Source organism: Metabacillus sp. 84, assembly GCF_050107715.1.
Lineage (GTDB): Bacteria > Bacillota > Bacilli > Bacillales > Bacillaceae > Metabacillus_B.
In genome coordinates this window covers 488,338-505,627 of record NZ_JBNILN010000001.1, presented here as the reverse complement: position 1 = coordinate 505,627, position 17,290 = coordinate 488,338, and the positions used below count along the sequence as shown (strand labels likewise).

Below are 17,290 nucleotides of genomic sequence, written 5' to 3'. Positions count from 1 at the left end.
ATCTTCATTTTTAAGACAGCATTTCTTGTATTTTTTTCCGCTGCCGCATGGACACGGAGCATTTCGGTTAATCGACATCATACTCACCTTTTTATTTAGACTACTAATAAGTTAAATGGATTTTGGTCCTCAGGTCAACCTTAGAGGAAGGATGGATAAAAAAAGAAAAAGCCCGGGTCATCTGATGACAGATGGTCCGGACTTTAACCTAGGCCCCGAATTTTCCATTTGTTGAATTCAAGGAACTCTTTGAACTGCTCCTTCGATACACCGGACTGCATTGCTTCGCGGACGAGACTGGACCATTCGTTATCAAGATCCCCCTGGTCTTCGGCCGCACTTCCGTTAACCAATGTATTCACAGGCTCACCCAGAACAGAAGAGACCTTTTCCAAAAATAAAATAGAAGGGTTGGACTGAAGGTTCCGTTCGATGGAGCTTAAATAAGACTTGGCTACACCTGCACGGTTTGCAAGCTCTGACAACGACAAATTTTGTTCTTTGCGGTATTTGCGAATACGTTCACCAATCATATTTACCAGATCCTATCCTATGTTTGGTTCTATAATACCATATAACGAATTGGAAATTGCTATAAAAAGAACAATTTCGACAATTTTTGTTCGACAAATTTTTTATTTTCGGGATAATCAGCTTTTTACGGCTGCTTCTTCAATTTTCACTTTATCCGCACCCATTCTTGTCTTCATCCCAGCCGAAAGCTTCTCCAAAATTTCTGAAGTGGTGTAATCTTTATATTGGATTTCCTGCCTTAAAAAGTCTGCGCACGTATGAATGAATGAGCTGGCAATCAGCTCTGTGACTTTTCGGTTAAAGCTCCCGGCCACAAGTCCAACAACCGGAGAAATGAGAATATTTGCCTTGCCGATGGTTTTGCCGGCAAGTTTGGCTAAGGTAGAGGCGCCTTCCTTGCTCATTTGCTTTGTCCCGTACTTAAGGGCTGCCTTGCCGAGTGCGCGTCCGCCTTCAGAAGCGACAAATGGCAGCAGGATTGATTGCAGGAGCGGCTTCGCTTCCTTCGTAAATCTCAAAAAATTGCGATTCACAGGGATGCCCATAACCGTCATGATGTCCCTCGCCATATACAAATACACAGCGCTTCGTCCCATCACATCCATCCCGATCGGAAAAGCCTCCGCCGCATGGGCGAGATTTTTATAGCTCACCGGGCTGTTTGAGTCGAGCCGCTCCTGGATGAGCTTTTTTGCCGAATCAATCTTCCTTTCCACCTCAATCTTCTGAGCTGCGGTAAAGGCGCGCTTCGTCGCATCCGGAATCACATCAAGCGTCCGGTCAATCAGCTGCGTCAATCCATGTGTCGGAATTCTGACTTCCCCAAGCATCACTTTTTCCTTCGCAAGCACCCGGCAGATCGGCAAATGAGGCAATTCTTTTTGCAAAAACTTAAAGAACGCCTCATTGTGATCAAACGTCTGAGTCAGCACAACGATAACCGGCATGTACTCGGCAAAGCTGCGGATCCACTCAATCTCCGTCGACTCAAGCCGCCTGCTTTCATTCGAAATGCAATACCACATAATATGAAGATGATCCGCCGCATCCGTCGAAGCCGCACGCTTCCGGATCTCGCTCACAATCTGCTTACGCGAAACCTCGCGCTGCTCTAAATCAAGTTCCATCCCCTTCGTGTCAAAAAGATGAACAGGCGCCTCCGGAATCCGATACTCCGTCAAAGCCTGTGAAACCGGCCGTCCGACACCCGTCTCCGCCTCGTCAAAACCAAAAACCGCGTTAATCAGCGTACTCTTTCCAACTCCGGTTTTCCCTGACAGCACAATGTTCGGGATCATAAAATTTCGGTTAAAATCCTCATTCAGCTCACTCAGCTCATCCTGAAGCCGCGCCAAAACCTCACTCCACTCAATCTCATTGCCGGATTTCTCCATGCTGCATCCTCCTTAGGCATAGTACTCATCCATACCCGCTTTCCTATGGGTATATAACCTCCGCCATTGCCTGTATAATGGAAACAAACCAAAAAACGGAGGCATCCCATGACCAACTTATCTTTCTGGATGTGGTACATAATCGCAGCCGTCTGCGGCGGACCCATCCTCTACTCAATCTTTGGAAGCGACACAACCAAGCTTCTCATCGCGAGCGGTATTTATTTTCTCGTAGTCTATATTATCCTCACCCAATGGAAAAACAACAAGACAAAGGTTTAAAACCCCGCAAAACGGGTATTACATCTTATACCACTATGATGAACTGAGAGGTAGTACCGATGTTTAACTTTGACCACACAGCCTATCTAGCCTATTTGAAGCTTGTCCGGAACGTTTCAATCCTGGGAATGATCGTATTTATAGGATATTACACAATCAGCCAGCTCCAATCCGGCACAGGCCAAATCGAGTTCATCTACGCAGGCCTCGGCTCCGCCGCCGCCGCCCTCACCATGGGCTTAGCCATTGGAAGAATGAAAAGTGCAGCAACCAGCAGATAAGCAAAGAAGGGGGAACCCTTCTTTTTTTGTGGAGTCCCCTTCTGGCAGAAAAGGATTGGGGAGGGCCTTTCTGCAGGAAGTGAGAAACAGGGCCCCGGAAAGGGAAGCCTTCGATCCCTGATGAATTAGCGCATGGGGGTTGGGGGAAAAGCAACTTGTATGCATCATGCATGGGGATTGGGGAAAAGGCAGGCTTCGATCCTTTTTGCATCACCGCTTGGGGATTGGGGAAAAGGCAGGCTTCGATCCCTGTTGCATCACCGCATGGGGATCTGGAAAAAGTCTGCTTTCGACCCTTGTTGCACCACTCCATGGAGATTTGAAAAAAAGCAGGCTTTACCCCTGTTGCACCACCGCATGGGGTTCTGGAAAAAGTCTGCCTTCGACCCTTGTTGCATCACCGTATGGGATCTGAAAAAAGTCTGCCCTCGATCCCTGTTGCATCACCGTAGGGGATCTGAAAAAAGTCTGCCTTCTATCCCTGTTGAATCACCGCATGGGGATCTGAAAAAAAGTCTGACTTCGATCCCTGTTGAATCACCGCATGGGGATCTGAAAAAAGTTTGCCTTCGACCCTTGTTGCATCATCGTGTGGGGATCTGAAAAAAATGTCTGCCTCCGACCCTTGTTGCACCATCGTGTGGGGATCTGAAAAAAATGTCTGCCTCCGACCCTTGTTGCATCACCGCATCAGGGGACAGAGGCAGGATGCTCACTGTCCTTCTGCAGCAATGGATTAGCTGGCATGGGGACGGAGGAAAGCTAGTAGACATAACAGGGGACGGAGGAAACCTCCGACCCCTTTATTATGCGTTTTCGGGGACGGAGCCGCAGCGCTCAAAACCCTTGTGCTGTAAGGGGTTGTAAAGGATGGTGCCGGAGCTTTCATGCTTTAGCAGTGCGGGGGTCGGAGGCAAAGGTGTTTTTTCACCAGATCAAAGCCGATCCCCGCCCCTTCAATCAGTTCCCGACCAGCCTCACGATCCACTCAATGCGGTGCCAGGGCTTTCGTGCTTCACCGTACTCAGGGACAGAGACAAGTGCTCGAAAACCCTTGCACAGCAAGGGTTTAAAGTGCAGGTGCCAGAGCTTTAATCCGCTAATAGACGTGGGGACAGGCACGGTGTCTGTCCCCACGTGCTTCACCGCAAGTGGGGACAGAGACCTAGATTAATAAAGTCTTATCCCCCAAGGCCTCGCAAAGGAGGTGCCAGAGCTTTCATGCTTTAGCAGAGCGGGGGCCAGGCACTCCCGGCCACCCCCTGCTTCAGCAAATCAGGTCCAGCCACTCCCGGCCTCGTCCCGCTTCAGCCGATCAGATCCAGGCACTCCCGGTCTCTCCACGCCCCGCAGGTCCCACCCCCCAACCACCCCCCACCCCCGCCTGCAACCACCCCTACCCCCCCCGCCAAAAACCCCTCTTCCCAACCACCTCCAAATCTCCTACAATAGAAATAAAACGCTTACAAAAGGAGCCCTTAGATGGCGTACCTCAGACGATTTCTTTACTTTTCTGCTATGGTTACGTTTTTGATGACAGCGGTTTTGACGATTTATTATGGGAAGGAAACGTTTCATGTGACGGGGACGGTGTCTGGGCAGATGAAGATGAAGTCTGCTTACCATTTTGTGCTGATTCCGGAGGAGCTGGATAATGAGTATTGGAAGCTGGTCCAGGATGGGGCGAGTGCGGCGGCTGTGAAGCATGGGGTGACGCTTGAGTATCTTGGGCCGAAGCAGGCGAATATGGATGAGCATTTGAAGACGATTGATATGGCGATTGCGGGCCAGGTGGATGGGTTGCTGACGCAGGGGATTGTGGATGCGGAGTTTACGCCTTTGCTGAATAAGGCGGTTCAGAAAGGGATTCCGGTGGTGACGATTGATACAGATGCACCGAACAGCGATCGGGCGGTGTATATCGGGACGGATAATTATTATGCGGGGTTTTTGGCGGGGAAGGCGCTGCTTGCAGATACGAGGGGGCCGCAGACGGTTGGGATTATAACGGGCCGGTTTGAGGCGTCCCACCAGAAGCTTCGGGTTCAAGGGTTTTTGGATGCGGTGAAGAATGAGACGCGGGTCCGGGTTGCGGATACGAAAGAGTCGAGTATTACGAAAGCGGGTGCGGTCAAGGCGGCGTACGAATTGGTAAAGGAATTTCCCGATCTCAGCGCTTTTTACGGAACAAGCGCTCTTGACGGAATTGGCATTGCGCAGGTTATGGAATATCTGAAAAAGAAGGCGTATGTCGTAAGCTTTGATACTCTTCCGGAAACGCTCCAATACATGGAAGAGGGCTTGATTCAGGCAACGGTGGTGCAGTATCCGTATGAGATGGGATATAAAGGGGTCGAGACGATGCTGCAAATTAAGCAGGGAAAGGCTCCGGAGGGGGTTCAGCATACCGGGACGGAAGTGATCCGGAAGCAGGATCTGCCGCTGATTCCGTCAAAACCGGAGGGGGCGCAGGTAAAATGAAGTCAATCCGCAATAAGCTGCTTGTTTACTTTTCCGTTTTTGCCGCGCTGTTTAACGTTGTGACCTTTTCCATCTATCTGAGCAGCAGCCGGATTGTGTCAGAGTATCACCAGAGTTTTCAAGGCTTTCTCCTGTTTAATGAAGTTTCCCAGCAGGCGAATACCATCTACGAAAAAATCAATGGCTATGCGGTGGAAAAGGATCGGAAGTTTGTCAGGGAATATGAACAGGTGAAGCAATCATTCAGCAGAAATTTGGAGCGAATGAACGAAGAGAAGCCTGCAGGAGTGGATGACCCGCAGCTGCAAAAATACAAGAATATGATGCAAAGTCTGCTGACGGAGAGTGAGGAGACCATCCGGGAGGTGAATACGAGTCAGATCGAGGACTATCTTCTTCATTTGAGGGAGGTCCGGAGCATTTCCTCGTATCTTCAGGAATCGACGCTTACGCTGCTGAACATGGAATTGTCTGAGTACCGTACTTTTTATCAGGGTATGGAAGAGCGGAACCAGGCGTTTCAGTGGTTTGCGGTGAGTCTTTTCACGTCTACCTTGCTTTTGGCGCTGCTGCTGGCACTTTTTTTCTCAAGAGGGGTGACCCGTCCGATCCGTCAGCTGTCGCGCGCTGCCCGTGAAATTGCCTCGGGACGGTTTGAAGGACCGCCGATTAGGCTGAAGTCCAAGGATGAAATCAGTGTGCTCGGCGAGTCGTTCAATTACATGCGCAGCAATTTAAAGCGGCTGATTGAAGAGATGGAGGAAAAATCCGAGCTGGATCAGCTGCTCAAGGAGCTCGAATTGAAGCATTTGCAAAATCAGATTAATCCGCATTTTTTATTTAATACATTGAATACGATTTCCCGGATGGCATATCTGGAAGATGCAGGAGTCACAAGCAGGCTGATTGAGTCTGTTTCAAAGCTGCTCCGGTATAGTCTTGGAGATTTGAATAAAACCGTCACGCTCTCAGAGGAAGCAAGTGTCGTTCAGGAGTATTTTTATATTCAAAAAACGAGATTCGCCGACAGGATTACATTTAAAACGGAAATTGACGAGAGCTGTCTGGAGAGCCTGATTCCAAGCTTAACGCTTCAGCCTCTTGTGGAAAATGCCTTTATTCACGGGGTTGAAAACAATGAAGCGGGCGGGGAAATTGGCTTGAGGATTTTTTCGGAAAAAGGCGTCCCGGTCATTGAAATACGCGACAACGGGGAAGGGATGACCGCCGAACAGGTTAATAGAATCTTTGAGCAGCAGGAGCATGAGCATGACATCCGGAGCGGTCACTCAACAGGGATCGGCCTGCGGAATGTAATCAGGCGGCTTGAGCTTTTTTATAAAAGAAAAGATGTGCTGCAGATTGATTCGAAAAAGGGAGAGGGTACGACGATCCGAATCAGATTGGGGGAAGCGGGATGAAGGTAGTCATTGTTGACGATGAGATGATTGAGCGAAGGGCGATGCGCAAGTTTATTGAAGAGAGCATGGCAGGATTTGAGGTAGCCGGGGAGGCAGCGAACGGCCGGCTGGCGGTGGAGCTTGCCTCTAAGCTTCGGCCGGATCTAATGCTCATGGATATTAAAATGCCGGGCATGGATGGACTGGAAGCGATCCGGAAAATAAGGGTAAGCGAGCCGGAAATCCGTTTTATTATGGTTTCCGCCTATGATTCGTTTGACTACGCGAAGGAAGCCATGAAGGAAGGGGTCAAGGAGTACATTTTAAAGCCGGGAAAAAAAGAAGAAACAATCGAAGCCCTTTTCCGAATCAAAAAGGAGATTTTGGGAGAGCGCAGCGCTTCTCTGGAAAAGGAAGAAGCTGTTCAGCTCGTGAAGAAGCATTTGGCAGAACGGCTCAGCCACCGGAATCCTGCTCCGGCAGAGGTGGACCGGTTCCATCAGCTGTTTCCCGGGATAAGGGGCGGGTTTTTCCTGATTCTCTCCGGCTGTTCGCCTAAGGAAGCAGAGCCTGTTCTTGGTCGGCATTCCCCTGTTCCGTATATTTGCACACAGCAGAACGGCAATCGGATGAGCTATCTGTTTCTTGCATCGGAGGAAGAAGAATCCGGTCTGAGGACGGCAGCACTTCGGCTGGCAAGATCCATGACGCTCTCGATTCAAGGAAGCCGAGCAGGAGTCGGCTACCCGGTTCTGTCTCTCAAAAAACTGTGGAAATCCTATCAGGAAGCCTTTGCTGCCTGGGAATCCATTGAACCGGGTGCGGATGTTCCTTACCGGTTTTATCATGAATCGGAAGAAGGGGAGGCACAGTCCCTCGCTGAGAAGCTCCGGCCGCTCATTTTTTCGGGGAAAACGGAGGAAGCCTTGCTTTTATTTGACAGGTCGCAAGTGGAGATCGAAGCGCTGAAAGAAGGGCTCGCTGCTGTAAAGTATGAGCTTGAAAAGCAGGGGATCGATGTCCAGCGTGTTCCGCTTATGAATGCCGGAAATCAGGAGGAACTGAGGGAAATCCTCTATACGTTCTGTGAAAAAGTCCAATGGGCAGCAGGCGAAAAAGAGGTCGCGGTGAAAGCGAGACAGTATATTCAAGCCAACTTTACAGAGCCAATAACGCTTGAGGAGGTGGCCGGGCAGACAAACCTGAGCCCGACTTATTTCACGAAAATCTTCAAAGAGCAAACCGGGCAGACCTTTATTGACTGTGTCACAGAGCTTAGAATGAAGCGGGCAAAGGAGCTGCTCGCAGGCAGGGACCTCAGTTTAAAGGAAATTGCGTATGCGGTCGGATACCGGGACCCCAGCTATTTCAGCCGTGTTTTCAGGAAAACAGCGGGGCAGACCCCGAAGCAATTTCGTAAACACATCATAAAAAAGTCCTGATTTTCATAAAAAAGTGCAGGGAATCGTTCCAATATGAACCGCTTTTTATCTTTATAATTAATCTTGTTAACGCTTACAAAAAACGTTTCAAGGGGGATGAAGATGAAAAAGGGGTTCTTTTTGGCATTATTGTTACTTTTCTCGCTTGTTATCTCGGCCTGCGGCAATGCTTCGACCAGCGGAGAAAAAGCGGAAGGCGGCGGAAAAGAAGGAAAATTAGATATCTTCAGCTGGTGGACCGGGGCAGGTGAGGAGGACGGCTTAAAAGCGCTGATCAAGCTGTTTGAAGAAAAACACCCGGATGTTCCGCTTGAAAATGCGGCGGTTGCCGGAGGAGCCGGAACGAATGCAAAGGCGGTTCTTGCTTCCCGGATGCAAGGAAATGATCCGCCCGCCACATTTCAGGTTCACGGCGGTGCTGAACTGAATGAAGGCTGGGTCAAAGCAGGTAAAATGGAATCGCTGAATGACCTTTACGAAAAAGAAGGCTGGATGGATAAATTCCCTGAATCGTTAATTGACCTTGTGTCTAAGGATGGCGAAATTTACTCCGTGCCTGTAAATATTCACCGTGGAAATGTGCTTTGGTACAACAAAAAAGTATTCGAAGACAATGGACTTGAGCCGCCGGCTACATTTGAAGAGTTTTTCAAAGTGGCTGATGCTTTGAAGGCAAAAGGCATTACACCGCTTGCTCTTGGTGATAAGGAGCCGTGGGCAGCAACGCATCTTCTGGAGGCGGTGTTATTGGGCACCCTCGGCACAGAGGATTACGGGGCATTATTTAATGGTGAATTAAAATGGGATGATGCAAAAGTAAAAACAGCACTCGACAACTACAAAAAAATGCTGGATTACGTTAACGAAGACCACAGCTCCCGCAACTGGCAGGACGCTTCCCAGCTCGTAGCAAACGGTGAAGCAGCGATGAACGTGATGGGGGACTGGGCTAAAGGCTACTTCGTAAACGATTTGAAGCTGAAAGTGAATGAAGACTTCGGCTACACGGCCACACCTGGAACAGACGGTAAATTCATCGTGATTACCGATACGTTCGGACTTCCTAAGGGCGTGGACAATCCCGAAAACGTCAAAAAATTCTTATCTGTACTCGGTTCCGTTGAAGGTCAGGATGCCTTCAACCCGCTAAAGGGCTCTATCCCGGCACGTACGGATGCGGATGTCAGCAAATATGACCAATATGGAAAAGACACCATTGAAGATTTCAATTCCGCTGAGCTTTCACCGAGCCTTGCGCACGGATCGGCTGCAGAGGAGGGCTTTGTTACAAAAGTAAACCAGGCCGTGAACATCTTCGTTACCCAAAAGGACGCCGATCAATTTATCAACGCAGTCAAATAACGGGGTGAGGCCTCCGGTCAAACCGGGGGTCACCCTTATTTTTTGGAGGTGCAAGGTTTGGAAACAGTCAAAGAAACACCGATCGCACCCTCTGTAAAGGTGCAATCCGCTAAAAAGCGGAAGCTGTCTGCGGACCATTTGACCGCCATCGGTTTCCTTCTGCCATCATTTTTGCTCATTTTAATCTTTGTCTACGGATTTATCGGCTGGACAGGGTACGTTTCCGTCAGCAGCTGGAACTCCCTCGTCCCTGATTTCAGCTTCGCAGGACTAGAGAACTATCTGTTCCTGTTTCAGGATTTCCGCTTTCAGGCAGATTTGCGAAATACGCTGTTCTTCACCATTCTCTTTATTGGCCTGGTGATTGTCATGGGCATCCTGCTCGCCATTTTGCTTGATCAGAAAATCAAGGGAGAATCCATCTTCCGCAACATCTTCTTTTTTCCGATGGCCTTATCGTTTGTTGTAACAGGAGTTGTATGGCAATGGATTTTAAATCCGTCTACCGGGGTGAACCTGTTCCTGAAAAATTTCGGCATCCAGCCAAAATGGTACACAGACACAAATATTCTCGCCGGCTTCAAGTGGGGAAGCATTGAATTTGGGCTGCCTGCCGCCCTTTTCGCTGTCGTCCTTGCAGCGGTCTGGCAAATGACCGGCTTCTCACTCGCGATGTACCTTGCAGGACTGCGCGGAATTTCAGAGGAAGTAAGAGAAGCGGCACGCATGGACGGAGCAAGCGAATTCACCATTTACCGGAAAATCATTTTGCCCCTGCTGCGCCCGATTACTGTGAGTGTCATCATTATCATGGCCCACATCTCGCTGAAAATTTTTGACCTGATCTACGCCATGACTGGTCCCGGAGCCAACTTCGTTACCGATGTACCGGGTGTATACATGTTCGAAACGACCTTCCGAGGAAATATGTACGCAAACGGGGCCGCCATCGCCATCATCATGCTCCTGACCGTCGCCATTTTTATCGTTCCATACCTAATTTCAAGCCGGAAAGGAGAGACCTGACATGGCAGTAAGACAAATCGGCAAGCCCATCCTATACCTGCTGCTCCTTGCAATGAGTCTGTTTTTCCTCATGCCGGTCTACGTCATGATCATCACAAGCCTAAAGCCGCTCGACCAGATCACAATGGCCGGAATGTGGAACCTGCCCTCCGCTCTGGATTTCTCAAGCTACGGCACCGCATTCGAAAAGCTTGCACCCAACCTGCTGAACTCGTTTTATCTCGTCATTCCAGCTACCCTGCTGTCCGCCCTGCTCGGAGCCATGAACGGCTACGTCCTGTCCAAATGGAAATTCCGCGGCGCAGACGCCATCTTTACGATGATCCTTTTCGGTATGTTTATTCCGTATCAGAGCATTCTCATCCCATTAATCCAATTCCTGCGTGACGCCGGTCTTTATAACACAATCGGAGGACTGATCTTCGTCCACGTCATCTACGGAATTCCAATCACAACACTCATGTTCCGGAACTTTTACGCCAGCATTCCGGACGAAATGATCGAAACCGCCAAAATCGACGGCGCCAGCTTCCTCGGAATCTTCCGCCACATCATGATTCCACTCTCCATCACAGGCTTCGTCGTCGTCGCCATCTGGCAATTCACCAACATCTGGAACGAATTTCTATTCGCCGTCACCATCACCACCTCCGGCCAGCAGCCCATCATGGTCGCCCTCCAGAATCTATCCGGCAGCCAAATCGTCCAATGGAACGTGCAAATGGCAGGCGCCCTGCTCGCCGCCCTGCCAACCCTGCTCGTCTACATCTTTTTAGGCAAATACTTCGTAAAAGGATTGCTTGCCGGATCCGTCAAAGGCTAAAGCATGAAAAAAGGAGCTGTCCGCTCTTTTTTCTGTTATCTATTAGTAGGAAGGCGGGGCCCCGCCAAGCAGAACAGCAGCCTTATCCAAATACACCCCGGCATTCAAAAGCGCTTCCGTACACTGCTCAATTCCCACAATGTCCATCGTATCAATTGCCTCCGGATAATTCTCCACCACATAAGCAATCTCCTCACCCGCCAAAAGCAGGTAGTGATGAGCCTCCTCCATCTGCGGCGGAGCGTCAATGCCCTTCAGCTCCTCACTCGCCCCCTCCATCATCAAAAGGGACTCCGCCATCTCAGCCACCCAGCGCGAATCCGTCAGAAGCGAAGGATCCCCGCTCGCCTCTATATTCAGCTGGCCAAACATCAAAAGCCCCTCACTAAGCTGGGTAAGAACCGGCTCAATCGCAGTCAGATAAGCCAGGCTCTCCGTATCCGCATCGGGTGCCGCAGGTTCTTCAGGTGCAGAAGGCTCCTCCGGAACAACAGGCTCTTCAGGTGCAGAAGGCTCCTCCGGAACAACAGGCTCTTCCAGCGCAGGCGGTTCTTCCGGCTCACGGGCCGGCTCTTCAGCCTGCACCGGTTTATCCGCAGCAGGCTCTCTATCCACAGCAGCCGGTTTCTCCTCCTGCTGCGGCTTTTCATTGACCACACATCCGCCTAAAATAAAAAATACAGCAATCAGCAAGGCAAAAGCTTTCCTCAAATAGAGTCCTCCTCAAAATGAAACCCATTTTGGTATGCGTTATCCTATGGAGGAGGGAAGAGGGCGGTGCCAGTACCGTAAGGCTTTAGCCAATCCAGGCACAGAGGCGAACAAACGGTAGTTAGTGAAAAGTCATGGGATTGGGAAGTGATTTTGGGTGCCCGGGTGGAGCTGGGATAAAGAGCAGCGGGCGGCGGGAAGAGCAGCATCCGGGGCGGTGCCGGAGGGAGGAGGATAAGCGGAGCACCGTCTAGTGCCGGAGATTAAGCCCTCCACCAAAGTCTGGGGCAGAGATCAGAACCCGCCAAAGCTTGCCGGTGCCTGGAATGGATACTAGTTAAAACCCGCTGCTCCGCCCCCCGGCCGCCCTAGATGGGTTCCAGTTAAAACCCGTGGCTCCAATCCGCCCGAAATGGGTTCCAGCTAAAACCCGTTGCGTTGCTCCGACCCGCCCGAAATGGGTTCTAGAAAAAAACCGTTGCGTTGCTCCGACCCCCGCCGCTTCACCGCGCTGGGGGCCAGAGGCAGGAAGCTCTCTCTCCGTCTCGCGCAAGGCTTTTAATGGATTGGTGCCGGAGAGAATTTAGTAGACATAATGGGGGACGGAGGCAGCCTCCGTCCCCATTTTTCGTGCTATTCGGTACCGGAGCAGCAACGCTTCAATCCCTTGTGCCACAAAGAGTAATCGAAGCAGGTGCCGGAGCTTTAGCCCTTTAGCGGAGTAGGGGACGGAGGCAACCAAATCATTCCAGTTTCAGCCGTTGTACCCGGAGGCAAGCGGAGCAACGCGGTGGCAGTCAGTTCAAGCAAATCAACACGGTGGCAGGCGGCCTACCAAGGCATGCGGAGCAACGCGGTGGCAGCCCGTGTACCGAAGACGACATAGATCTCTAAGCGGCTCATTTCCAAGTTGGCGAAGTGGATGAGCCGAAAACGGGCGCGGTGATTATGGAAATGATAATGGAACTCCGCAGGCCTTTCCAGAGCCACTAGAGGGAAAAAACACGCAAGAATAGCTATTGTACTGGGGGTTGAGCGATAAAAAGTCAAACGAGCAGTTTAAGCAGCATAAATTAGGAGTGGGAAAATTCGGAGTTGAAGGGGAGCTCCCACTGAAAAATGAGCCAGTCTGTCAGATTAAGTACCGGCATGGTGAGTGCACCTCCTGCTTATACTCAGAGACCGGGACACTCCATAGGTATTTCTCCGCCATCCAATTCGTCTTTCTGCACGCCATATAACTTGCTGGATGCTCGGAATCTTTATATCTATAAAACTTCTGCAAAACGAACCGTCAAATCCCTTTGACTTTCAATCCAAAGCAAGAATTTTGGGCTTTATGATTTTTTATATTCCGCGTATAAAAAGATGCCGTATAATCCCCCGTCAAATATGGCGAAGCAGGGTTACAAGTAAGGAGTGAAGGCCCTTTTCCAGGAGTTTTTCCCTCCCTCTGCGTTTAAATAGGGAGGCTGCATAAGAATCCTTCCTTAATAATATTTTTACAAAATAATTACAAATGCTCATTCTTCAGTCTTATATAATAATATGTGAAAATAGTTAAATTTTACTATTTTCACAAACTATTCCAGAGGTGATGTGTGATGTGATCAGCAGAAAGTCCATTCAAAAAATCTCCTAACACACATACCGTGCGGGGGATGCATGTTAAGAGTGGTGTTCAGCAGCTGTGCTGACTGCTGTCATCTTACCAATTATTGAATTATTGTTTAAGGGGAGAAGCTGAGTGGAGGAAGTCTTTGATGAATACTATATAAAGAGAAAGACAATGGCTCTGGAATCCAAGTGGGATGAGCATGGAAATGTTTTTACCCTTATCCATGAGTATGACGGAAAGCTTGAATATAAGAAAGCAGCTACAGCTATTATTGAGGATAATTGTGTATTTTACGGCAGCAGCTATGAAGGAAGGCTGAGAGCTTCAGGCGAGATTCTGCTGAGGCAAAAGCTTCTGCCTGTGTGTGTTTGTGAGTTTAATGATATTTATATGTTCCCTTCGATGTCACCCAAGAGTGATCAGGTGATCTGGCTTGCAGTGGATCATGTGAAGGATGTCCGCTCATATAAGAATAAGTCGGTTGTTGTCTTTTCGAATGGGGAAACGTTGTTTATTCCGCTGCTGAAGGAATACATAACAAGCAAAGTTGGGAAAACGGCCCAGCTTGCTCTGGCCTATCAGCAGCGAAGAAAAATTTTAATGGAGTCCAAGCCCTGGAAGGATGACCATTATTCATTCTAAGATGAGGCTTGTTAGCACACAAAGAAAAGCCGGGATTCTTTGCTCCGGCTTTTCTTCTATTTTGCCGCTTCCTGCAGAGGGAGAAGACGACCAAGAAGCTGTTCGATTGGCTGTGGTCTGCTGAATACGTAACCTTGGGCCTGGGGGCAGCCAACTGATTGGAGGAAAGAAGTATGCTCGGCTGTTTCCACGCCTTCTGCGATTACGGTCAGGTTTTTGCTGTCTGCAATCTGGATGATAGCTTGTACAATTGCGGCATCCTGTTCATTGGATAGGATATCCTTGATAAAGGAACGGTCAATTTTAACAATATCAATAGGCAGGATTTTCAAGTAATTCAATGAAGAAAATCCGGTTCCAAAATCATCGAGTGCGACTTGAATGCCTGCTTCCTTCAAGGTGTGAAGCTGATTAAGAACAAGGTCAAAATGATCAATGACCACACTTTCTGTTATTTCAATTTTAAAGAGAGAGCTTGGTACGCCATGCTCCTGCAGCTTGCTCAGGATAAACTCCGGAAGGGATTCATGATAAAACTGTTTAATCGAAATATTTACAGCCACGTTGATATCGTGAATGCCGGATTCCATTAACCCCTTCAGATCTCTTGCGGCCTGGTCAATCACCCATTCTCCAAGCTTCCGGACAATTCCTGTTTCTTCTGCAACAGGAATAAATTCGCCGGGAGAGACATGGCCGAGATTCGGATTATACCACCTGATCAGCGCCTCGAGACCCGTTATTTTCATCGTTTCAAGGGAAACCTGAGGCTGGTAATATAAGGTGAATTCGTTTAATTCCAGAGCTCGCTGAAGTTCTTTTTCAATGGCGACTCTTCTGGCCAGATTATTGTTTAGCTCGGGTGTGAAGAATTCATATGTGTTTTTTCCTTTTTCCTTCGCACTGTACATGGCAATATCTGCTGTAGAAATCAGGTCATCGATGGTCTCAGCATGCTGCGGAAAAAGACTGATGCCAATGCTGCAGGTTACGCTCACCTCATTGTCCCCGATCAGAATCGGTTTGGCCATTTCCTCCAGAAGCTGGGCTGAGATGTCTTCAAGATTTCTTTCTTCCGCCCCGCTGTTCGGAAGGGCAATCAAAAACTCATCCCCGCCGTGTCTGCAGAGAATAGCCCGCTCTCCGCATACTCTGCGGATCGTATCGGCTAATTCCTTCAGCAGCTCGTCTCCGGTATCGTGTCCAAGAGAGTCGTTAATCAATTTGAACCGGTCCAGATCACAGAACATAATTGCTACAGAGCGGTCAAACTGTGTGGCGAGACGGAGCTCTTTTTCCAGCTGCTCTGTAAACGAATACCGGTTGTGCATATTCGTCAGGACATCAAAATGAGCAAAGTATTCAAGCTTTTTTTGCTTTTGCCGCAGCTCTTGCATCACGCGGTTAAAATCTGTAATCAGCTGCTCAAAGCTCCTGATCAGCCGCGAAACCTCTGTAATGCTCGTTTTTGGCCAGGACGCCTTATGGTGTGTCAGCTTTGAAGCGGAAAGCTGTTCGGTGATGTTAGACAGCTGCCGGATGGATCGGACCAGCACGCTGCTCAGGTAATAGGCAATGGCAATGGAAAAGCCGATAATCATGAGCACAATACCTAAAAGACGGGTGTAGCTGGCATACAGCGCATTCTGGTAAGGTTCAACTTTTACTGTTGTCATAGGGCGCCACGGAATGGCGGGCACCTCAGCCACTTCTGCTAAGTACGATTGCTTCCACATGCTGATCTTGTTTGAGCCTGTATCCTCAAGAGGCTGCATGATAAATGGCTTGGAGTAATCATCCGTTCTCACGAATTGATTGTTTTTGAGTTGTCCAATGCGGAACATGCTAAGCTCATGCTCATTGTATAAACTCACTTCTATGTTCTCCGTCGGCTTCATGTTGTTCAGAAGCACCAGCAAATCCTTCATGCGGTAGGTGGCCACAGCAAAGCCTGTATAGCTCTTTTCATGAATCGGGACAACGATGCTCGTCATCTGCTCGCGTGTAAAATGATTAAAATAAACATCGGTAACATAAGGATACAGTTCTGACAGCTTTAAAAACTTAACATCGTAAAAAGGCAGATTAGAAGTCTCGGAGTAGATATGGTTCAAATCCTTGCGCTGGTTAAAAACATATATATCCTGCACATATGGCATTGTCCGGCCGAGCTCCCGCAAATGGCTGTCCATATTGCTGCTGCTCGTTATATAGAGGCGCAGAGTATTTAGAGAGGCGCGATGGGTCGATTCCCAGTTGGTCAGAGAGCTTTTGATCATCTGGGTTTTAAGAGATGCAGACTGGCTAATATTATCCAATTCTCCCCTGTATTCTTTGTTGCCTTCATAAACTAAAAGAAACACGGTCGGAATTAGAAAAACAGATGTAAATGTAATAAACAAAAGCTCCTGAAACCTTTTTGGCCGGGCTTTCTTTAAGACGTACTGCTGATACATAAGATAGAGGATGGAAAAAACAAGGCAGTTGAAAATCCCGTTCACCATATATTTGAGGCTTACAATAGCTGTATCGAGCAAATCCATGTCGAGAAATCCGAAATAAAACCAGAAAACGAGTGGAATTCCGATAAAAAGCCAAAAAAGTCCATCCATAATGGCCACATTCACCCGGTATTTTCGGTAAAGCAAGTACACTGACAAACTTTCCGCCGTTAAGATAACGAGACCGAATAAATGATTCCAAAGAAAATAAGTGGCTGCACCTGCCAGGACGGAAGCAGCCAGCCCCGGCTTGATGCCATAACAATAAACAATTAAAAAGACAAAAATTGAACCGAAAAGAAAATCAATTCCAAAAAAGATCTCGATGGAATAATAGTTTCCCAGCATGGCCAAAGCAGTTAGAACAGCAACACCAAGCCAGTTAAGGGGGTTTTTAATTTGAAAGGTCAATAGGATCACCATATTGGTTATTTTGTCGAATTTTGAAGTCTGCAAAGCTATTATAAGCGGGGATAGGAATTTTGCGCTAGAGGAAGAAACATACAAACCAGAAAAATGAGTCGAAATACCTAGTTTATTTTCTGGAAAAGGAGAATTAGGCGCCTGATTCATCTGGTGGTGGGGTGATGGTGCCGGAGATTTAGTACGCTAAAGGGATGGGGGACAGAGAAACTACGCCGTAATCCCTTATACGACAAGGATCTGCAGATCAGGTGCCGGAGCTTTAGTACGGCAGCGAAAGTGGGGACAGGCGCGGTGCCAGTCCCCCACTGCTTTAATGCAGAGCGGGACAGAGACCGATGCTCCGAATCCCTTGCAGCACAAAGGAATG

At 48.7% G+C, this 17,290-nt stretch carries 13 protein-coding genes and 1 pseudogene; 9 read left to right on the top strand and 5 right to left on the bottom strand.

Features of this window, described 5'->3' with window-relative positions:
- Window positions 1-12: 12 nt before the first annotated feature.
- The 3 genes and pseudogenes from ACQCV8_RS02485 to ACQCV8_RS02475 form a co-directional block, all read right to left on the bottom strand.
- A pseudogene (locus tag ACQCV8_RS02485) lies at window positions 13-78 on the bottom strand (SEC-C metal-binding domain-containing protein); the annotation flags it as partial.
- Between the two features lie 125 nt (window positions 79-203).
- The gene (locus tag ACQCV8_RS02480; RefSeq protein WP_426842956.1) at window positions 204-533 is read right to left on the bottom strand and encodes a helix-turn-helix domain-containing protein; all 330 of its coding nucleotides are present in this window, start codon (window positions 531-533) and stop codon (window positions 204-206) included.
- Window positions 534-650: 117 nt separating this feature from the next.
- The gene (locus tag ACQCV8_RS02475) at window positions 651-1,928 is read right to left on the bottom strand and encodes a GTPase (protein ID WP_426842955.1); all 1,278 of its coding nucleotides are present in this window, start codon (window positions 1,926-1,928) and stop codon (window positions 651-653) included.
- Window positions 1,929-2,036: 108 nt separating this feature from the next.
- Here ACQCV8_RS02475 and ACQCV8_RS02470 point away from each other — a divergent pair, with 108 nt between their 5' ends.
- The 8 genes from ACQCV8_RS02470 (at window position 2,037) to ACQCV8_RS02435 (ending at window position 11,025) form a co-directional block, all read left to right on the top strand.
- Window positions 2,037-2,210, top strand: coding sequence for a hypothetical protein (locus ACQCV8_RS02470; protein ID WP_426842954.1), 174 nt, complete (start codon window positions 2,037-2,039; stop codon window positions 2,208-2,210).
- Window positions 2,211-2,269: 59 nt separating this feature from the next.
- Complete coding sequence (locus tag ACQCV8_RS02465; protein ID WP_426842953.1) at window positions 2,270-2,491, top strand: hypothetical protein; 222 nt, start codon at window positions 2,270-2,272, stop codon at window positions 2,489-2,491.
- Window positions 2,492-3,973: 1,482 nt separating this feature from the next.
- Window positions 3,974-4,972 carry a sugar-binding protein gene (locus ACQCV8_RS02460; RefSeq protein ID WP_426842952.1) on the top strand — a complete coding sequence of 333 codons (999 nt, stop codon included), beginning with the start codon at window positions 3,974-3,976 and terminating at the stop codon, window positions 4,970-4,972.
- Window positions 4,969-6,393 (top strand): histidine kinase, encoded by a 1,425-nt coding sequence (locus tag ACQCV8_RS02455; protein WP_426842951.1) that lies wholly within the window; start codon window positions 4,969-4,971, stop codon window positions 6,391-6,393. Before ACQCV8_RS02460 ends, ACQCV8_RS02455 begins: the two co-directional genes overlap by 4 nt.
- Window positions 6,390-7,814: a response regulator transcription factor gene (locus tag ACQCV8_RS02450; protein WP_426842950.1), complete on the top strand. Its 1,425-nt coding sequence runs from the start codon at window positions 6,390-6,392 to the stop codon at window positions 7,812-7,814. Before ACQCV8_RS02455 ends, ACQCV8_RS02450 begins: the two co-directional genes overlap by 4 nt.
- A 96-nt stretch (window positions 7,815-7,910) precedes the next feature.
- The gene (locus ACQCV8_RS02445) at window positions 7,911-9,176 is read left to right on the top strand and encodes an ABC transporter substrate-binding protein (protein ID WP_426842949.1); all 1,266 of its coding nucleotides are present in this window, start codon (window positions 7,911-7,913) and stop codon (window positions 9,174-9,176) included.
- 57 nt (window positions 9,177-9,233) lie between these two features.
- Window positions 9,234-10,202 (top strand): carbohydrate ABC transporter permease, encoded by a 969-nt coding sequence (locus ACQCV8_RS02440; protein ID WP_426842948.1) that lies wholly within the window; start codon window positions 9,234-9,236, stop codon window positions 10,200-10,202.
- A 1-nt stretch (window position 10,203) separates the two neighbouring features.
- On the top strand, window positions 10,204-11,025 hold the full coding sequence (locus tag ACQCV8_RS02435; RefSeq protein WP_426842947.1) for a carbohydrate ABC transporter permease: 822 nt from the start codon (window positions 10,204-10,206) through the stop codon (window positions 11,023-11,025).
- A gap of 42 nt (window positions 11,026-11,067) precedes the next feature.
- On the opposite strand, the gene ACQCV8_RS02430 is transcribed toward ACQCV8_RS02435, so the two are convergent.
- Window positions 11,068-11,736, bottom strand: a complete 669-nt coding sequence (locus ACQCV8_RS02430; RefSeq protein ID WP_426842946.1) for a hypothetical protein — start codon at window positions 11,734-11,736, stop codon at window positions 11,068-11,070.
- 1,747 nt (window positions 11,737-13,483) lie between these two features.
- Between ACQCV8_RS02430 and ACQCV8_RS02425 the strand changes: the two genes are divergently transcribed.
- Entirely contained in the window at window positions 13,484-13,996 is a 513-nt protein-coding gene (locus tag ACQCV8_RS02425) for a competence protein ComK (RefSeq protein WP_426842945.1), read from the top strand.
- Window positions 13,997-14,052: 56 nt separating this feature from the next.
- Here the strand turns inward: ACQCV8_RS02425 and ACQCV8_RS02420 are convergent, their stop codons facing one another.
- Window positions 14,053-16,908, bottom strand: coding sequence for an EAL domain-containing protein (locus ACQCV8_RS02420; protein ID WP_426842944.1), 2,856 nt, complete (start codon window positions 16,906-16,908; stop codon window positions 14,053-14,055).
- Window positions 16,909-17,290 lie beyond the last annotated feature (382 nt).

What these genes read in the sequence shown, in the direction of transcription:
- ACQCV8_RS02480 (WP_426842956.1), bottom strand. Translation starts at nt 533, where the DNA reads ATGATTGGTGAACGTATTCGCAAATACCGCAAAGAACAAAATTTGTCG.
- ACQCV8_RS02475 (WP_426842955.1), bottom strand. Translation starts at nt 1,928, where the DNA reads ATGGAGAAATCCGGCAATGAGATTGAGTGGAGTGAGGTTTTGGCGCGG.
- ACQCV8_RS02470 (WP_426842954.1), top strand. Translation starts at nt 2,037, where the DNA reads ATGACCAACTTATCTTTCTGGATGTGGTACATAATCGCAGCCGTCTGC.
- ACQCV8_RS02465 (WP_426842953.1), top strand. Translation starts at nt 2,270, where the DNA reads ATGTTTAACTTTGACCACACAGCCTATCTAGCCTATTTGAAGCTTGTC.
- ACQCV8_RS02460 (WP_426842952.1), top strand. Translation starts at nt 3,974, where the DNA reads ATGGCGTACCTCAGACGATTTCTTTACTTTTCTGCTATGGTTACGTTT.
- ACQCV8_RS02455 (WP_426842951.1), top strand. Translation starts at nt 4,969, where the DNA reads ATGAAGTCAATCCGCAATAAGCTGCTTGTTTACTTTTCCGTTTTTGCC.
- ACQCV8_RS02450 (WP_426842950.1), top strand. Translation starts at nt 6,390, where the DNA reads ATGAAGGTAGTCATTGTTGACGATGAGATGATTGAGCGAAGGGCGATG.
- ACQCV8_RS02445 (WP_426842949.1), top strand. Translation starts at nt 7,911, where the DNA reads ATGAAGATGAAAAAGGGGTTCTTTTTGGCATTATTGTTACTTTTCTCG.
- ACQCV8_RS02435 (WP_426842947.1), top strand. Translation starts at nt 10,204, where the DNA reads ATGGCAGTAAGACAAATCGGCAAGCCCATCCTATACCTGCTGCTCCTT.